Raw genomic sequence first — 18,748 nt, forward strand, 5'->3', positions numbered from 1 at the left:
CATGAGCTGCTTGTACGGGTTGCACATACAGGTTAGGTTGAGAAAAACATCTGTGACCCATGGAGCGACAATTAGTTCAAACTGCCTGGTTTCAGCCCTGTCTTTTGCTGCTGTGGATTAGCATTGGGGCAGCGGTTCGGTTTGCCCATTTGACCGATAAGCCCCCCTGGACAGATGAGTTTGCCACACTGGTGTTTAGCTTGGGTCACAGCTTTGAGACCGTTCCGCTCAACCAGGCGATCGCCCTAGAAACCCTGATGCAGCCGCTCCAGCTTGCCCCTCAATCTGCCGCTGCCGTGAGGCATTACCTATTCGCGGAAGATGTGCATCCGCCGCTCTACTTTATCTTGGCGAATGCTTGGCTGCACCTGTTTTCAGCAGACACTGGAATAGTATCGCTTTGGCTGGCGCGATCGCTGCCTGCCCTGCTGGGGGTAGCCTCAATTCCTGCCATGTTTGGGCTGAGCTGGCTGACGTTGCGATCGCCCATCGCTAGCCATTTAACTGCTGTGCTAATGGCAGTATCACCATTTGGAGTTTATTTGGCTCAAGAAGCTCGTCACTACACGCTGGGAGTGTTGTGGGTGATTGCATCGTTGTGCTGCTTTGTGGTGGCAGTTCGTCGAATGCAGCATCGAGCTTTTCCACTTTGGTTAGGCGGCTTATGGGTTGTGGTGAATGCTCTAGGCATTGCCACCCACTATTTTTTTATGCTCAGCCTCAGCGCTATGGCTCTGGCACTCCTGGGTTTAGCCATTCATCAAGTCAGAGAGGATAACAAAGCACTGCTGTCTTTGCCTTGGCGGCGGCTCTATGCCGTAATGCTGGGAACTGCGATCGCCGCAGCGCTCTGGATACCTGTTGTCCAAGATATCCGCAGCCGGGATATTACGCAGTGGATTCGTAATGTCCAGCCGTTCAACTGGCTTGATCTGATTAATCCGATCGCTCAATCGCTGGCTGCTTGGGTGACTATGCTGGTGTTGCTGCCGATAGAGTCCGATCGGTTGGCGGTAGCGATCGCTTCAGGGTCAGTCATGCTGGCGTTCATTTTGTGGGCGATGCCGAAGTTCTGGCAAGGGTGGCGACAGCAGATTGCTGATCCAGATACGGGAGGCACCGTTTGGTTAATGAGCGGCGTTTTTTGGGCAGCGATCGCGCTCTTTTTCTTCATCAGCTATGTTTTGCGAACAGATATTACGCGGGGCGCACGCTACAGCTTTGTCTACTTTCCCGCAGTCATTTTGCTGCTGGGCACCAGTCTGGCAGTATGGAAGTCTAAGCAGAGTGTGGCGATCGTTCTGCTGGTTGGCTTTCTCAGCAGCCTGACGGTAGTGAATAATCTGGGATATCGCAAATATTACCGCCCAGATGTGCTGATGTCTGTGATGGCAGAGCGATCGCAGAATCCGATCTTAATTGCCACTACACAAAATACCCTAGTGCAAACGGGTGAAATGATGGGAATTGGCTGGCAGTTTTTGCAGGCAGGGAGATCGGATGCTCCGCAATTTTTGCTGGCTCACGAGCGACAAAATCCCTGTATGACGAACTGTGCTGCAACCGCAAGCCTTCAGAACGCTCTGGAGCAGAACCTTGCGCCTGTTGATTTGTGGCTTGTCAATTTCCATGCGCCGATCGCGCTGGATGAACAGCGCTGCCAGCCAGATTCTCCGACAGGCTCACAGCCTAACCCCTATATCAGCGGCTATGAATATCGGCTTTATCGCTGTAGTGGCAAGCTAATTCAATAGGTTACAGGTCGCCTAAATAAATGATATAATTTCAGCTTTGAAGCTATAGTGTTAAGCTGAGTCAGGCTAATGCTAGACCCGCAACCTTAGCTGATAATTTTTAAAGATTCACAGGAGCAAGATTTTTCAGCATGATTAAGCTGCGCTTAAAGCGATTTGGCAAGAAATTTGAAGTAAGCTACCGGATTGTGGCGATGAATAGCGATACACGCCGTGATGGTCGGCCCCTAGAGGAGATAGGGTTCTACAACCCCAGAACGGACGAGCTGAGGGTGAACGTGCCCGCTGCGCAAAAACGATTGCAGCAAGGCGCACAGCCTACCAAAACCGTCCGTCGCCTCCTGGAAAAAGCTAATGTATATGAACAGGTCGCTCCTGAAGCGGCACCTACTGCCTAAGATTAGCCTTGCAACGGGATGTTAGCTGTGCCTGATCAGATTCCTCCGCTCTTACCTTCTTCAGATGAAGCTATAGATGAAGCCACAAGTAGCCCAGATTATGCTGGGCTAGTGCGCTTCTTAGCTTTGCCCTTTCTGGAGTCACCTGAGTCTCTGCGCGTTGATTGCGAAATTTCGCCGCGCACCTCGCGGGTCTTGGTGCGGGTCGCCTTTGAGGGCGAGGACAAAGGGCGCGTTTTCGGTCGGGGTGGGCGAAATATTCAAGCAATTCGGACTGTGCTTCAGGCTGTAGCGCAGTCGGCAGGGAGAATGGCTCACTTAGAGGTGTTTGGCAGCTCTTCGCTGGATCGCGAAGAATCAGAAGAGCGGCCGAATCCGCCTCGCGTAGCTCCCCCTCGTCCGGTTCGCCCTCAAGCCCAGTAGGTTTTCCTTAGCTCAGCTTTTCACTCATCTAACTTTTATCAGTCATATAAACTATGGTTTCCCGATAGCCACTGCATGGGAACGAATTTAACGCTTGACCTCCCTAGCCCCGAAAGTGCGATCGCCCTTGCCGGAGAGCGGGAAGAAAATTTGAAGCTGATGACGCAGCAGACGGGCGCAACAATTGTCTTGCGAGGGCAGTCATTAGTCATCGCTGGAACAGAAACGCAGGTTGCTTTGGCTGGGGGGTTGGTGCGAGCGTTGGAACCTTATTGGAGTCAGGGCAGACGGATTGACTCGGCTGATATTGTGACAGCCCGTTATGCCTTGAGTGACGATCGCCAAGAGGAACTGCGCGAAATTCAACAAGATGTGATTGTCCGCACTCGTCGCGGCGAGGCAATTCGCGCCAAGACTTTTCGGCAGCGTAGCTATGTCGAGTCAATTCGCAGTCACGATCTGACGTTTTGCATTGGGCCAGCTGGAACTGGCAAAACTTTTTTGGCGGCATTGGTTGCTGCGCAGGCTCTCCTAGACAACCAGTATGAGCGGCTGATCTTGACGCGTCCTGCTGTAGAAGCTGGAGAGAAACTGGGGTTTTTGCCCGGAGACTTGCAGCAGAAGGTGAATCCTTACCTGCGACCGCTCTACGATGCGCTGCATGAAATGGTTGACCCTGAGAAAATTGCAGGTTTGATGGAGCGCGGCGTGATTGAAGTTGCTCCGCTCGCCTACATGCGGGGGCGCACGCTAAATAATGCCTTTGTGATTTTGGATGAAGCCCAGAACACGACCCCGGCTCAGATGAAAATGATGCTAACGCGGCTAGGATTTCGATCGCGGATGGTGGTGACGGGAGACATTACCCAAACGGATTTGCCTACTTCCCAGCAGTCAGGGCTATCTGTGGCGCAACGAGTTCTCCGCAACATTGATGAGATTGCCTTTTGTCAACTTTCCCAGGGCGATGTCGTGCGGCATCCGCTAGTTCAGCGGATTGTGACAGCCTATGAGGCGTATGAAACGCCGACTCAATCCTAATCTACAGCAATTGCCAAGACAGTTAGCTCAGGAGATATAGGGTGGGGCGCTTCGCGCCCCACCCTATATCTCCTGAGCTAACTGGCGACAGCTATACTTGATACCACTTTAAAATTGATGAGGCGGCAGATGATTTTCGAGAGTCGCGCGCTCCGCGCGACTCTCGAAAATCATCTGCCCCTTTTGGGTCTTAAATTGGTATGAGATTTGGATGAAAGAGATAGAGCAAGGTAGTCAAGCAGTAGGCTGACTGCCGCAAGGTTAATGAAGAAGTTAGAACCATTGCCCCTAGCCCTGTCTAGTCTCTAAAGCAAGAGGAGATCCCCGGTCGATCGGTAAATGCAGCTAGATCGGGCTGAAGCGTTATGCTTCCAGTATTTCTGGTAGATAAAGTGTTTATGTCTCCAACTTGAAATAGTGCAGGACTTCCAGAAATATTGTTGTTAAACTGAACGCCATCAATGCTGCTATTACCAGTTAGGACAATACAGACATCGTTTGTGTTAGCGGTGGCAGTTACCTCTATATCAGAATTGCTGCCTGTTTCATTATTAGACAAATTGTTCCCTTGAATATCGGCGACCAACGTACCAGAATTTGTTGCCGTTAAACTAATGCCCTGGTTGCCGTTGTTAGCGATCGTATTATTACTAATGCCTAAAGAACCATTATCTGGATCAGTGATGTATTCTTGAAAGGCAACATTGTTCACCGTACCTTGAATGCCATATCCCCCATTGTTTTGAATAACGTTGTTATCGATCGTAAACTCTTGAGCTGCAACTTCATTAGCTTCAATTGTAATTCCATTCCCTGCATTGTTTTCAATCCGATTACGTCTCAGAAAAACTTCTTGTGCAGCTGTAGAAGAGCCATTTTGAATTCCATCCTGTGCTCGAATACCGTCTCCGCCGCTACCGCTAATGGTGCTGTCCTCAATAGTAAGCTCTTGAGCGCCCGTAGTGGTGGCGCGAGCAAAGACCCCTTCTGATCCGCTGCTTTGAATGCTGCCGTTGCGGAAGGCAACCTGTTGATTTCCTGACTGGTCTGCGGTTAATAAAATGCCTTGTTCGCGGCTACCTTGAATGTTAGTGCGACTGATGCTGACAGTTTGCTGAGGATCAATTTGCTCTGCTGGACTTCCGGAGGCAGCGATTTCAATACCTACCCGATTGTTTGCAATTTGCTGTCGTTGAATAGAAACATCCACTGCTCGATCGACATCGTCTCGAATGAGTAACCCTTGACCCGAACCAACACCCCCCTGAGAGCCAGTAATACGATTGTTAAATAGTACGACGCTACCATAGACGTTATTGAGAAAAATGCCTCTCTCTGCGGCGTTGATAATAGTATTATCACGAATCTCAATATTTTCCACTCCATCAGCAGCGATTCCGTTTACCGATGAATTAGCTACTTGAAAACCGGAAAGAATAGTGCGATCGCCCATGGTCACCAAATCAGCTGTGCCTGTTTGACTGATATTAGGAAACTGTCTGTCACCCGAAAGAGGAATTCTTACTAAAATCCCGTTTCGATAGTTGACAACCGGAGAGAAGGGCAGACGAGCGGGCGCGCTTGGAAAACCAGGGAAAGGCAGACCTGCAAGTAGCTGGACGGGTGCCTGAGACAGTACGCGAACGCGATCGGGAATGGTAAATGCTGCTATCGTTGAATTGTTCCCAGCATCAACATAGACAACGGTGTTACCGTCTGAAACACTTGCATCAAGGGCTTCCTGAACGGTACCGAAAGGACGCTCAAAGGTGCCATTGCCGCCCTGTTGCCCTAATGTGACATGGATGAAGCGATAGGCTTGTTCTTCTTCAGGGTTTTTCAGAGGTTCTACATTTTCTTCAACGGTCGTCTGAGTATCTCGCTGAGTATCGACAGCAATATTGGGATTGCGAGCAATAGGTTCTCCCAATCGGGCAACGACTTCCTCCGTACGGGTGATCGGCCCTCTAGGACGAATCCTGGGAAAAGTAAAGCCTATAGATGCAACGATGTTTGTGCCAAATAGATTGTCGTCTTGCACAGCCAGCCCTAGCGATAGATTTTGGGTAGGGCGAGCTTGCAGTCTCAGCCGCCATCCCAATGTGCTATCCGTGCCTTTCGCATCGTAAAAATAGACACCCCCAAAGGCGCGTAAATCTCCATCAGTCCATTCCGCAAGTTTTGCCCCTGCTTCTGCATCTAGACTCAGTAGTCCAGCTTCATAAATACGGGTTACCTGTTGTTCTCGACGACTGGAGAGGAGCAGCAGGTTGCGTTCAAACTGGGTTGAGACACTATATCCTGTGTCAGAACGGCTTTCATCAACCAGATGGCGATTGTCTCCCAAAGGAATATAGCCGTTCATGCGAAAATCCCAAACTTCACCCAAACTTTCTAACCCTAAGCCGAGTTGAGAAAAGCTACTTTCATGGGTTTGACGATGGTCAAAGGCAACATAGCCGCCAAAAGTACGATTGCGTTGAAAGTCATAAATCCGATGTCCCAGCAGTAAACCGCCGCCAATGTTGCCATTGTTGTCTAATAGAAATCGAGGCTCAAAGAAGGTGATATTTTCACCCGGTGTTTGTCGCAAAGGAATGAATCCTTCAAACTGGGTTACGCCATCCCAACCTGCGCCGGATGAAGTATGCCCCACTCCACCCCAAGCCGGGATAGCTAGATCAAGGGCATTGGTGGATTCTGGAGAACTGGTTTCTGAAGTTTGGGCGATCGCAGGTGGACAAATGGCTGCTGCTATCAAAAGCCCTGTTGCGACTAGAAAAGGGGCATATTTCATAAGTGTCATGGTGAAAAAGATAGTGAGAGAATCCTGATATGGCAGCTGAGTTTCAGGTCGTAGTCATGTTTATTGTTCCCAAAAAATACTTTTTCTAGGTTCAACGGATTTAATGACATTCCTCCCTGATGACTTAGGCATCTCATAGATATAGCTGTCGCCAGTTTGCTTAGGAAATTTATGGTGGGGCGCTTCGCGTCCCACCATAAATTTCCCGGTCCTAACCGCCAAGGCGGTTTCTATATCAAGTCAGTTATTGGTAGCTTTAGCAGGGGGATTGTATAGCCATCACTATCTGGCTGATGAGAATCTGGCTGATGAGATTTTTGGTGCGGAAGCGCACTATCTAAAGACCTCATCAGCCTCACCGCAAAGGCGGCTGCAATAGTCTCTGCTGAGGTCATCAGAAAATGAAGTGATGTCGGGTCAGGGTGTTTGCACGAACATCTTGAAGAACAGCAAGCGGTTGAAACCCTTTACCCACATGAGCCTGGATTGAGGTGTTATGTCCCTGCTGAATAAACCTTAGATCTTTAATTGAGTTGATGCCTCTGATGGGCTTCACATCGATCCGATCTTTAACGATTTCAAAGTCAGTGATGATGTCTGCAAACTCTTTGACAGAGGTGTAAGCAAAGCGATCGCGTCCTTGCCCTCCCGTCAGAGTATCTTTGCCAAAGCCGCCTACCAGCAAATCTTTGCCACGATTGCCCTGAATGATGTCGTTGTCTTGATCTCCATAAAGGCGATCGTTACCATCTCCTCCATTAATGATGTCTTTGCCGCGATTACCTCTAATGAGATCATTGCCTTCGCCGCCGTCAAGGATGTCCTCACCATCACCGCCAAACATGGTGTCGTTACCAGTCCCACCGCTCAAGCGATCGTTGCCGATACCACCCTCCATATAGTCGTCGTCGCTGCCGCCGTTGAGGATATCGTTACCCTCATCACCGTATATGGTGTCGCGGCTGCTGCCGCCATTGATCAGGTCATTGCCTCCTAGTCCTCGTAGAACATCAATGTCGCTAAAGCCATTGAGGATGTCGTCACCGCTGGTTCCCACAACATTGTCTCCACCTTGAGAACCTCTTGCTCCTACAGGTGGCTCTAGGAAATCGGGGATGCCATTTCCGTCTTTATCTAAAGGAGTTGGAAGTGGTGTAGTGCCGCTGCCGAAGATGCTGCTGTTGCCATCTAGAGTGTCAATTAATCCATCACGATCGATATCTGCGCCATCAATTCTGCCGTCACTGTTGGTGTCTAATCGAGTCAGTCCTTGTTCGACCAGATCAGAAATACCGTCATTATCACTATCAAGGTCGCGGAAGTTGGGTTGACCGTCACCATCTTGATCCGGTATAGGTACGGGAGTTCCGCTCTTCTGAGGATCAACGGTATCTGCTAAACCATTGCCGTTGGTATCAACCGGCTTGCCTTGACCAATGATGCCATCGCCGTCTGGATCTTTACCCCCTGCCTCAAGTACATCGGAGATACCGTCATTGTCGCTATCAAGATCCTGGAAATCAGGAGTGCTATCGCCATCTGTGTTCAAAGGTGTATAGTTGGGAGCATTAGATTCAGCGGCGGTTTCCACTGAGTCTGCCAAGCCGTTTTTGCCATAGGGACCATCGACTCTACCATCCCCATCGGTATCGAGTCCCTTGTGACCCGCCTCTTTGATATCGAGGATAGCATCGTTGTCGCTATCGAGATCAAGGCGATCGATAATACCGTCCCCATCTGTATCTCGATTGAGGTTACCGTTTTGTTCAATCGTGTCTAAGATGCCGTCGTTATCATCATCCAGATCATCCAGATCAGCGATCGTATCTCCATCTGTATCCCGATTTACAGTAACATTTACGGTTGCAGTTTCAGTGTTACCTGCTGTTGTGGTTATGGTGTAGGTAAAACTATCGCTACCTACAAAACCCTTGATTGGATTGTAGGTAACCGTTCCGTCCGGCTTAAAGAGAACGCTACCGTGAATGCCTTGGGTTATCCCTGTCAGCTGTGCGCCAGGTTGGAAGCGATCGTTGGTCAGTACGTTTAGGCTACGGGGTATTATTTCTGCGGTGATTAGAGTGTCGTTGAACGCATCAGCAACCGGATTAACGGTAACTGCGATCGTAGCAACACTGGTATCCCCATCAGCATCCGTGATCGTGTAAGTAAAGGTGTCGCTACCGTTGAAATCAGCATTGGGAGTATAGCGGAGGACATCATCAGTGGGGTCAGATGTACCTTTAGTATCAATAGCGGCAGTCCCTTTGCTCGGCGCAGAAATCGCAGTAATGGTAGAGAGACCATCTCCTTGAAGGTCATTTATCAGAACGTTAAGGGCGTTGCTGCTGCTATCTTCTTCTACCGGGATGGTGTCATTGACTGCATTGGGAACAGCATTAACGGTGACGGTTGTAGTTGCAATGTTACTGTCAGCATTCCCATCATTAACTTTGACCGTGATAATGCGATCGCTGATATTTGGAGTAGCGCTAGTATTCTGGAACGCGATCGCTTGTAGAGCAGTTTGATAAGCTGCTAGCGTTGCTGAACCCGTGAGGAGGATGATACCTGTGGCTGGATCATAAGCACTTGCCGTGATGCCGCTTGGCAGTGTTCCCACGATCTTCAAGAGATCAGCTGCGCCATCTAACCGATTAGTTAACGTGATGGTTGCGGAAGCAATATTGGTGTTGTCGAGATCGGTCACACTGACATCAACATCACTAACGGCAACGCCACTGCTGCCTCTGGTAAGCCTAGTCTTATAGTCTGCACCTGTTGCTGTGCTGCTGTTATCAGCATCCAGATCTAATACGGGAGGATCATTGACTGGTGTGATGCTAACAGTTGTGGTAGCAACATTGCTGTTGGCTGTGCCGTCATTGACAACAACGGTGATGGTGCGATCGGTTGCTGTAGGATTGTCCAAGGTATTGCTGTAGGCAACTTGGGCGATCGCACTTTGGTAAGCGGCTAGCGTTGCTGCACCCGTCAAGGTAATTACACCTGTGGCAGGATCGTAAGCACTCGCCGTGATGCCGCTTGGCAATGTTCCTAAAACACTCAAGACATCAGCCGCACCGTCTAATCGATTAGTCAGTGTGATAGTTGCTGAGACAATGTTGGCGTTATCAGGCTCCGTTACACTGACATCAACATCGCCAATGGCAACAGCACTGCCGCCTTCGGTAAAGGTGGTTTTGTAATCTGCACCCGTTGCTGTGCTGCTGTTATTACCATCCAGATCCAGCATGGGCGGATCGTTGACTGGTGTGATGCTAATCGTTGTGGTAGCAATGTTGCTGTTGGCAGCCCCATCATTAACGACAACGGTGATAGTACGATCGGTTGCTGTAGGATTGTCAGATGTATTGCTATAGGTGACTTGGGCGATCGCACTTTGATAAGCTGCCAAAGTAGCAGACCCCGTCAAGGTAATCACGCCTGTTGTTGAGTCATAAGCACTTGCTGTAATACCGCTTGGTAGCCCTCCAACAACGCCTAAGACATCAGCCACACCGTCTACAGGATTGGTCAGCTTGACAGTTGCTGAGACAATATTGGCATTATCAAGATCCGTTATACTGACATCGACATCACCAATAGCAATAGCACTACCACCTTCGGTGAAGCTGGCTTTGTAGTCTGCACCTGTTGCTGTGCTGCTGTTATTACCATCCAGATCCAGCACGGGTGGATCATTGACTGGTGTGATGCTAATCGTTGTGGTAGCAACATTGCTGTTAGCGGCACCGTCATTAACGACAACGGTAATGGTACGATCGGTTGCTGTAGGATTGTCAGAGGCGTTGCTATAGGTGACTTGGGCGATCGCACTTTGATAAGCGGTTAGCGTTGCTGCACCCGTCAAGGTAATCACGCCTGTGGCTGGATTATAAGCACTCGCCGTAATGCCACCCGGTAGCGCCCCTAAAACGCTCAAGACATCAGCCGCACCATCTAAGCGATTAGTTAAGGTAATGGTTGCCGAGGCAATGTTGGTGTTATCGAAATCCATTACACTGACATCAACATCGCCAATAGCAATAGCACTGCCGCCTTCGGTAAAGGTGGTTTTGTAGTCTGCACCTGTTGCTGTGCTGCTGTTATTACCATCCAGATCCAGCACGGGTGGATCATTGACTGGTGTGATGCTAATCGTTGTGGTAGCAACATTGCTGTTAGCGGCACCGTCATTAACGACAACGGTAATGGTACGATCGGTTGCTGTAGGATTGTCAGAGGCGTTGCTATAGGTGACTTGGGCGATCGCACTTTGATAAGCGGTTAGCGTTGCTGCACCCGTCAAGGTAATCACGCCTGTGGCTGGATTATAAGCACTCGCCGTAATGCCACCCGGTAGCGCCCCTAAAACGCTCAAGACATCAGCCGCACCATCTAAGCGATTAGTTAAGGTAATGGTTGCCGAGGCAATGTTGGTGTTATCGAAATCCATTACACTGACATCAACATCGCCAATAGCAATAGCACTGCCGCCTTCGGTAAAGGTGGTTTTGTAGTCTGCACCTGTTGCTGTGCTGCTGTTATTACCATCCAGATCCAGCACGGGTGGATCATTGACTGGTGTGATGCTAATCGTTGTGGTAGCAACATTGCTGTTAGCGGCACCGTCATTAACGACAACGGTAATGGTACGATCGGTTGCTGTAGGATTGTCAGAGGTATTGCTATAGGTGACTTGGGCGATCGCACTTTGATAAGCAGTTAGCGTTGCTGCACCCGTCAAGGTGATCATGCCTGTAGCTGGATTATAAGCACTCGCCGTAATGCCACCCGGTAGCGCCCCTAAGACGCTTAAGACATCAGCTGCACCATCCAATCGATTAGTTAACGTAATGGTTGCCGAGGCAATGTTGGTGTTATCGAGATCGGTCACGCTGACATCAACATCTCCAATGGTAACAGCACTACCCCCTTCAGTAAAGCTAGTTTTATAGCTTGATCCTGTTGCAGTACTACTGTTATTACCATCGAGATCTAGTACAGGAGGATCGTTGACAGGAACAACACTAATAGTAGTAGTTGCCGTATTACTGTTAGCGGCACCGTCATTCACAACAACGGTGATGGCACGATTAACTGCTGTAGGATTGTCGGAGGTATTACTGTACTTAATTTGGGCGATCGCCGTTTGATAAGCGGCTAGCGTTGCTGCACCCGTCAAGGTAATCACGCCTGTGGCTGGATTATAAGCACTCGCTGTAATACCGCTTGGTAGCCCTCCGACAACGCCTAAGACATCAGCCACACCGTCTACAGGATTGGTCAGCGTGATAGTTGCTGAGACAATGTTGACGTTATCGAGATCCGTTACACTGACATCGACATCACCGATGGCAACAGCACTACTCCCTTCGGTGAAGCTGGCCTTGTGGTCTGCTCCAGTTGCGGTGCTGCTATTATTGGCATCCAAATCCAGCACAGGTGGGTCATTAATAGCCGTAATGTTAACCGTGATAGTTCCTGTACCAGTCAGCGCTCCACCTGATCCTTGCGCACCTGTATTCTGATCATTCAATGTGTAATTAATCGTCACTGCAGCCGGGGGATTATCGCTGCTATTTCTATAGGCAATTTGTTGCAGCGCACTTGTGACTAAGGCTCCAGTAGCGCTGCTGTTGAACGTCAACATCAACGAACCACTTGTGTTCGTAGTCACCGTTCCAATTGTGGTTCCGCCGACCACAAGAGCGCCACCTTGGGTCAGCGGATTTAGCGTGCCTGTACCGCTAAATAGGTCTTGAACACTTGCCCCACCTTGGCGTTGCAGCGTTAAGGTTGAACCGTTCCAGTTCGATATCGCATCCAGTTCAATATCTTGGGCGATCGCATCCCCATCTAAAACCACAGAAGAAGCATTTTCAGTGAACGAGACAGCTCCACCTAAGCTGGTTAAAGTGGGTGCATCATTCACAGCACTAATGGTGGTTGTTAACGGGACTGTCGCGCTGCTGTATACCGTTGTACCGCCCGTTGCGCCGCCGCCGCTGAGGTCAACAGAGGTTCCCGTTGTCACATTGCCACTAGAATTATCAATCAGGTTAACTGTAAGAGCTGGAACAGCTCCGTTGTAATTGAGGCTGGGTACAAACCGAAGTTTATCTGATCCAGAAATAATTAAAGCCGCGCCACTGCTAGGATTACCGACTGACTGCCAAATACTGCCGTTGAAATATTCCCAAGTTCCCTGAGTGGTGGCTGCGTTACCCACAATGGCAACTCCTGCCAGGATGTTGGCACTAGACCCTCCAGTGACTAGATCCCTGGAGTCAGAGAACTGGCTGGCAAAGAGACTGGATACCGTTGCACCAAGAATACTTGCAGGAGCAGTATCTTCAGCGATCGCCGTCAATACTGCGCTTCCAGAGGCAACAGGTGCATCGTTCACCGCTGTAACTGTCGTCCCCAGCGTTACTGTATTACTGCCATTACTATACTGAGTGACACCGCCGCTTGTGGTGACATTGACCGTACTACCTGATGTCACCACACCAGATGAGCTGTCAATCAACCGGGTCGTTAAACTGCCAGGTGTGCCATTAAAATCAGCAGTAGGTAAGAAGCGTACTAGGGTCGTATCTGAGAGAACTAAAGCTGAAGTGATTGATACAGCCGTGATATTGTTCCATGATGAACCATTAAACCATTGCCACCTGCCCTGCGCTACCGTAGCAGCGTTGGCTACTATCGCCACACCTGCCAGGGTATTTGCCGCAGAACCACTATTGGCTGTTTGATTGTCCTTTACATCCTGGAATTTGCTGCTAAATAAGTTGGCGATCGTGTCACCTGCGGGAGCAGAATCTTCCAGAATTGTTGTCAGTGTCGTACTGGCAGCCGTTCGCGTCGGGGCATCATTGATTGGATTAACCGTGATATTAACTGTCCTATCGACAATGTTCCCACCGACAGGTCCAGATCCAGTGTTGCCTAAGTCATTAACCTGAACGCTGAGAGTATCAGCAACCGTGCTGTTAAAATCAGTGCCACCCAGGTAAGAAAGACTTTGAAGGGCAGTATTGATGGCAGACTCACTGCCTTGAAAAGTCATGGTAGGGTCACTTGTTCCATCACCAGTGGTAAAAGTGAGTCCAGTGAGTGTCCCCAGAGTTAACGTCCCTTTTCCAACGGTCAGCGTTACCTTGAGGGGGTTGCCGAAATCATCGGGATCGGCAACCGCAATTTGATTTGCACCATTAAAAAGAAATACCGTATCCTCATTCACCAAGACGCTAGTTGGAGTCGTTACGATAGCTGCATTATTGATATCGCTGACGTTAATCGTAATATTTTGGCTTGCTGTTAAAGCTCCAGGACCACCGTTTGCATTATCGTTAACCGTTACAGCAAGATTTAGAGAAACATCTGCATTGTAGGCGGCAGGGTCATAGGTGAGTCCGTTGAGTGCTGCATTAACCTGTGCTTTCGTCCCTGAAATGGTAATATTGCCACCACTGCCGCCGATGGTTGCGCCAGAGCCAGAGGCAACGGTCAGCAAGCCTTCAGTAACGCTACCATTTGTTGCATTGAGAGTAACAGTAAAATTGTCAACGACCGTGGCGTTGAGAGTGGGATTAAGGTCAATAATGTCATCAATAGAAATGGCGTTACTATTGGCAGCATTGAAGGTTAAGACATTGTTGCTGGCGATCGTCTGAACGCCGCTGGGAGCTACCAAACTCGGTGCATCATTGACAGGAACTAGCGTGATTCCTACAGTTTTGTTTGCGCTCAGAGCACCACCTGTACCAACATTCCCTTGGTCATTGAAGCTAATGCTAAGCGTATCATTCCCATTAACATTGGCATTACCTTGGTAAGATAGCCCTGCAAGAGCAGTGTTAATATTCGCCAGACTACCAGTAAGCGTAATGCTGCTACTATTATTGGCTCCGCCCGTGATTAAACCTACGCTCGCCAGACTGAGCTTCCCTTGAGTAACGCTAATGGTTACAGTGTTGTTAGCTGAGGTGAACGAATCAACATCTGTAATGCCAATAGTGTTACCAGCAGTAAAGTTGAATGAAGCATCTTCGTTAACGCTAACGGATATAGGATTGGTGATTGTAGGAGCATCATTGACGTTAGAAGCGCTGATATTAATGGTTTTAGTAACAACCTCGCCTGTGGCAGCAATTACAGGATTACCATTCAATAAATCATCAACCGTAACTACCAAAGAAAGCGTGCGGTCTTCATCAGCAGGAACTTGTGCTTGTAATCCATCAAGGGCAGCTTGCACATCAGACTTAGTGCCTTTGATGGTAATCTTGCCCCCAGCTACACCACTCGCTCCTTGAGTAATAGTCAACCCTGTGGTGGAACCTAAGGTAAGTGTGCTACCCGCATAGGTTACTCCAGTTGCCTGAAAGTCCAGAGTTACCTGAATAACATCAGTTTCGCCATTTTCGACGATTAGTAAGTCAGGATCATCGATAACAATGCGATTGCCGTTGGTACTATTAAACGTCAGCGGTGTGAGCGTTGAGAAGGTTTGAGTGGAAGGCACCACTAGCGTAGGAGGATCGTTTTTTGGAGTGATGCTGATACCGTAGGTGCCAGCAACAGGAGCAGCACTACCATCACGTACTTCAAAAGCAAAGCTGTCGGTATAGTTTTCAGACCCATTGTGCTTATAGGTCACTCGATTGCTATCCAAGTCATCTTGAGTGAAGACGCTGCCGACCGCTAATGCTTTGCCATTCAATTGTACAGAGCCATTAGCAGTTGAAGTGTTGATACGGTACTGCCGCTGAATCGTTGTGTTATCTGTATCTGTATAAACGAGGCGAGGAGAATCCCCTGCCACACCATTTGCACCTAAAATACTGCCGGTTGCTCCTTCCTCTACAACTAAGTTCTTGGAAGAAGAGAATACAGGAGCATCATTGAGACTGGCAATTTCAATACTGACTGTTTTAGTAGTGCTGAGATTATTGGCGGGCGCTTCAATCGTATTGTCATTAGCTTGCACTGAAAAGCTATCGGCAAAATTTTCAGTTCCGTTGTGAACATAGCGAAGCTTATTGCCGTCTAACTCTGCTTTAGTGATGATTGTGCTAGTTGTGACATCGACGTAACCGCTCCCTTGATCAACCTGGAGTATTCCAAAGCTAGGCAATGCTGTAACAGTAAACGTGAGAGCGTTGGGAGTTGCGTAACCTGTACCTGACTTTTCTCCTGTTCCGTCTATATCAGCGAGGGAAAGATGAGCATTGGTGATGTTGACTGTTCCAGCTTCAACGGTATTAGGAGAGCCATTGATAGCAACGATCGGTGAATCGTTTTGGGGAGTAATGTCAATGCTGAAAGTTTGCTGTGAGAGAATATTTGTTCCATCGCTCACCGTGAACCTAAAGCTATCTAGAAAGTCTTCGTCCCCAGCATGGACAAATGTTACTTTACCTGTGTCAATGTCATCCTGTGTAAAGGAGCCGTACAATCCTATGGGGTTGCCATTGACTTTGATTGTCCCGCTTGTAGGCGCTTGCCCAATGCGATAAACAAGTTCGCTGGCAGAATTATCAGAATCTATGGTTTTCAGCATCGTGTTAGTGATGCTAATGGTTTCACCTTCTAGTAGACCTGCGAAACCCGTGTTGTTGACTGTAGTAGGCAGCGCATTGCCAGCAATCAGAGTTTCGGTTCCACCAGGTCCACCGCTTGCTGCCGGGGTCGTGATAGAGATACTAAAGGTTTTTATGTCTAGGGCAGAGCCATCTGGTTTCCAGATGCCTCCTTCTCGTACAGCGGGATACTCGGTGATTTCGCTGTCCCGAACTTCAAATTGAAAACTGTCGGTAAAGGTTTCTCCAGCAGTGGTAGATTTGTGAAATGAGTAGCGCACCCGACTACTGTTGAGATCATCTTGGGTGAAGGTTGTACCCACACCCAATTTTTCCCAGTTTGTGCCATCAAAGCGTTGAATAGTGCCCTGGGTTGGATCGGGGGCTTGCTTAATCGTAAACGTTAACTGGAGCGTCCCCGAATCAGGATCAGTGACTTGTAGATCAGCACTGGTGAGGACTTTAGTTAACCCTTCTGTTTGGGTATTGAGGGTTAGTCCGTTATTTTGAGCCAATACCGGATCGTCGTTGTTTGGGCGAATGGTAAGCGCGATCGCCGCCGTCGTTGAACCCGGTACTCCAGTTCCCCCACCATCGTCTAGTATCTGCACCTGAAAACTAACGTTAGGTGGGTTACCGTTGTTGGCATCGTTGCCGTCATGGCTAAAGGTTAAGTTAGCCAGATCAGCCGAGGTTAGGTTTTGATTGACGATAACGGCAGTGCCGTTCAACTTTAAAGTGCCATCTAGCGGTAGGGAAAGAATCTTAATACCGTAAGTCGGCGCAGTTTGATCCGGATCGCCGATAGTAATCGTGACAGGATAATCAGCTTGTCCTTCAAACAAGGTATTTGTGCCACCAACCGTAGGTAATTGGTTGACAGGCGTGATAGTAACAGGAATATTTGTTGCGGCAATTGTTCCCCCAGCACCATCATCAACGGTCACTTGAAAGCTATCGCTAGTTCCTCCTACTGCCGTAGTTTGCGTGCCATCGTGATGGTATTGCAGTTGCGGAATTTGGTCACTGGAGAAAGTTGAGCCAACGACAAGACGAGAACCATTGAAGGTAAGAAAGCCTTTGCTGGGCAAAGCTGCAATCTTGATAATAATCTGAGCTGCAACGTTATCAACATCGCTCAATCCAAAGTTGACTGCTGCAAAACTACCCGTGCCACCCTCTGCCATGCTGGCAGCCGTGGGAACCATGATGGGAACGTCGTTGACGGGGGTGACGGCGATCGCCACATTTTTAGAAACAGTTGTCGTTCCATCATTGGTAGTCAACACCAATGTTTCACTGTTGGCATAGTCTAAGTTTGGCGTGTAGGTCATGCCATTCAAGGCTGCGTTCACATTGGCGATCGCACCCGATAGAGTAATGCTCGATGAGTTATTTCCCGTTACCGTTAATCCAGTAGTAGATGCCAGCAGCACCTTACCATTTGTGACAGCCAAGGTAACGCTTTGGGTGGGAGTATCAGAATCAGCGATTGATAATCCTGATATTGTCAAAGTCGTCTCTTCAGACGTGGAGCGAGTTAGAGTGAGCGTGTCAGTAATGGTTGGAGCTACCAGAACTCCCTGATAGGCTTGGAGAACATCAAGTGCGATCGGGTTTTTTGCGTCAGTTTGACCCAGTTGATAATCGAGCTGCCAGTTACTCCCTAAAGCGGTATGACCTACAAGAGTTGTGGAAGCAGCAATGCTAGCTTGCGTCAATTCGTGTAGCTTGGAGAGAAACTCAGCTCCAGCATCGCCAGCCGCAACATTACAGCCATAGAGAAGAATCTGAGGATGAGCGATCGCAGATTTAGCAGCCTGGGAGAACCAGGATTGCAGAGCTGAAGAGTAGCGTCCAAGCGTTTCTAAGCTAAGTGAGTTATTCCCAAGGTAGAGGCAGCCTGGAGAGCCATGAGCAATGATATGAACGGTGAGGATAGAAGGATAAGTACGTAAAGCTTCTGTAATCTGCGTGATACCATCTTGCGTTTCGTCAAAGATAATTATTTTGATGCTGGAAGTTAAGTCTTGAACTAGGTCTTGATAGTTGTCAACATTGGAGTCAAGACAAACCAGAGTTGTAAAAAAATTAGAGTTCATAGAAAAGGCTCCAGCGATAAAATATGTAGTGCAGATTAGTTCCTAGTCGTTAACTAGAAGCACTTATCAATAAATCTCAGTAAAGATAAGTAAATGTACTGAAGAGAAAAGCAACAAGAGTTACTCAAATGGGCATACAGTGAGCACTTATTCTCGGCTAAAGCTCATTATTCCCGCTTTCTCAAAATTTCTATCTGTAGCTACTTAGATTTAAATTACACATCACAAACGAAGTGATTTGCACATAGCATTCATTAACCACCCTACTGAAATGAAAAGATGCGCTGTAGGGTGGGCTGATGGATAATGGGGCAAATAAACTGATTTATCTGGTCGGTGAGCTGCCCAAATCCAGATTCTAGAGAGGCGATCGGGAACATTTGTGTAGCTGTCGCCAGTTTGCTTAGGAAATTCAGGGTGGGGCGCTTCGCGCCCCACCCTGATTCCCCATCCCAATCGCCTTGGCGGTTGCCATAACCATTGCTTAAGCCAGTTGAGGTGAATCAAGGGTTGGATGATTAAGCGCTGGTGGTTGAGCAAGTTCTTCCAACCACCTGTGTGACTGACAAAACTAAGAGACTAGAATGCGGCTGAGTACGGTAATTTGACGATTCATTATTCTCTCTTCTAAACC

At 48.6% G+C, this 18,748-nt stretch carries 6 protein-coding genes; 4 read left to right on the forward strand and 2 right to left on the reverse strand.

Annotated elements, in window-relative coordinates; translation table 11 throughout:
- The first annotated feature begins 59 nt into the window (after window positions 1–59).
- The 4 genes from AC5JMP_RS21920 to AC5JMP_RS21935 all read left to right on the forward strand — a co-directional run bounded on the left by AC5JMP_RS21920 (window position 60) and on the right by AC5JMP_RS21935 (window position 3,616).
- Window positions 60–1,754, forward strand: a complete 1,695-nt coding sequence (locus tag AC5JMP_RS21920; RefSeq protein ID WP_495853621.1) for a glycosyltransferase family 39 protein — start codon at window positions 60–62, stop codon at window positions 1,752–1,754.
- 131 nt (window positions 1,755–1,885) lie between these two features.
- Window positions 1,886–2,152, forward strand: coding sequence for a 30S ribosomal protein S16 (rpsP, locus tag AC5JMP_RS21925; protein WP_495853622.1), 267 nt, complete (start codon window positions 1,886–1,888; stop codon window positions 2,150–2,152).
- Between the two features lie 27 nt (window positions 2,153–2,179).
- Window positions 2,180–2,575: a KH domain-containing protein gene (locus tag AC5JMP_RS21930; RefSeq protein WP_495853623.1), complete on the forward strand. Its 396-nt coding sequence runs from the start codon at window positions 2,180–2,182 to the stop codon at window positions 2,573–2,575.
- A 75-nt stretch (window positions 2,576–2,650) separates the two neighbouring features.
- The gene (locus tag AC5JMP_RS21935) at window positions 2,651–3,616 is read left to right on the forward strand and encodes a PhoH family protein (protein WP_495853624.1); all 966 of its coding nucleotides are present in this window, start codon (window positions 2,651–2,653) and stop codon (window positions 3,614–3,616) included.
- A 298-nt stretch (window positions 3,617–3,914) separates the two neighbouring features.
- On the opposite strand, the gene AC5JMP_RS21940 is transcribed toward AC5JMP_RS21935, so the two are convergent.
- Complete coding sequence (locus AC5JMP_RS21940) at window positions 3,915–6,422, reverse strand: right-handed parallel beta-helix repeat-containing protein (RefSeq protein ID WP_495853625.1); 2,508 nt, start codon at window positions 6,420–6,422, stop codon at window positions 3,915–3,917.
- Window positions 6,423–6,816: 394 nt separating this feature from the next.
- A complete protein-coding gene (locus AC5JMP_RS21945) occupies window positions 6,817–18,114 on the reverse strand; it encodes a cadherin-like domain-containing protein (RefSeq protein ID WP_495853626.1) in 11,298 nt (3,765 codons plus the stop codon).
- Window positions 18,115–18,748 lie beyond the last annotated feature (634 nt).

This window comes from Drouetiella sp. (assembly GCF_059504425.1).

What these genes read in the sequence shown, in the direction of transcription:
- AC5JMP_RS21920 (WP_495853621.1), top strand. Translation starts at nt 60, where the DNA reads ATGGAGCGACAATTAGTTCAAACTGCCTGGTTTCAGCCCTGTCTTTTG.
- rpsP (WP_495853622.1), top strand. Translation starts at nt 1,886, where the DNA reads ATGATTAAGCTGCGCTTAAAGCGATTTGGCAAGAAATTTGAAGTAAGC.
- AC5JMP_RS21945 (WP_495853626.1), bottom strand. Translation starts at nt 18,114, where the DNA reads ATGAACTCTAATTTTTTTACAACTCTGGTTTGTCTTGACTCCAATGTT.
- AC5JMP_RS21935 (WP_495853624.1), top strand. Translation starts at nt 2,651, where the DNA reads ATGGGAACGAATTTAACGCTTGACCTCCCTAGCCCCGAAAGTGCGATC.
- AC5JMP_RS21940 (WP_495853625.1), bottom strand. Translation starts at nt 6,422, where the DNA reads ATGACACTTATGAAATATGCCCCTTTTCTAGTCGCAACAGGGCTTTTG.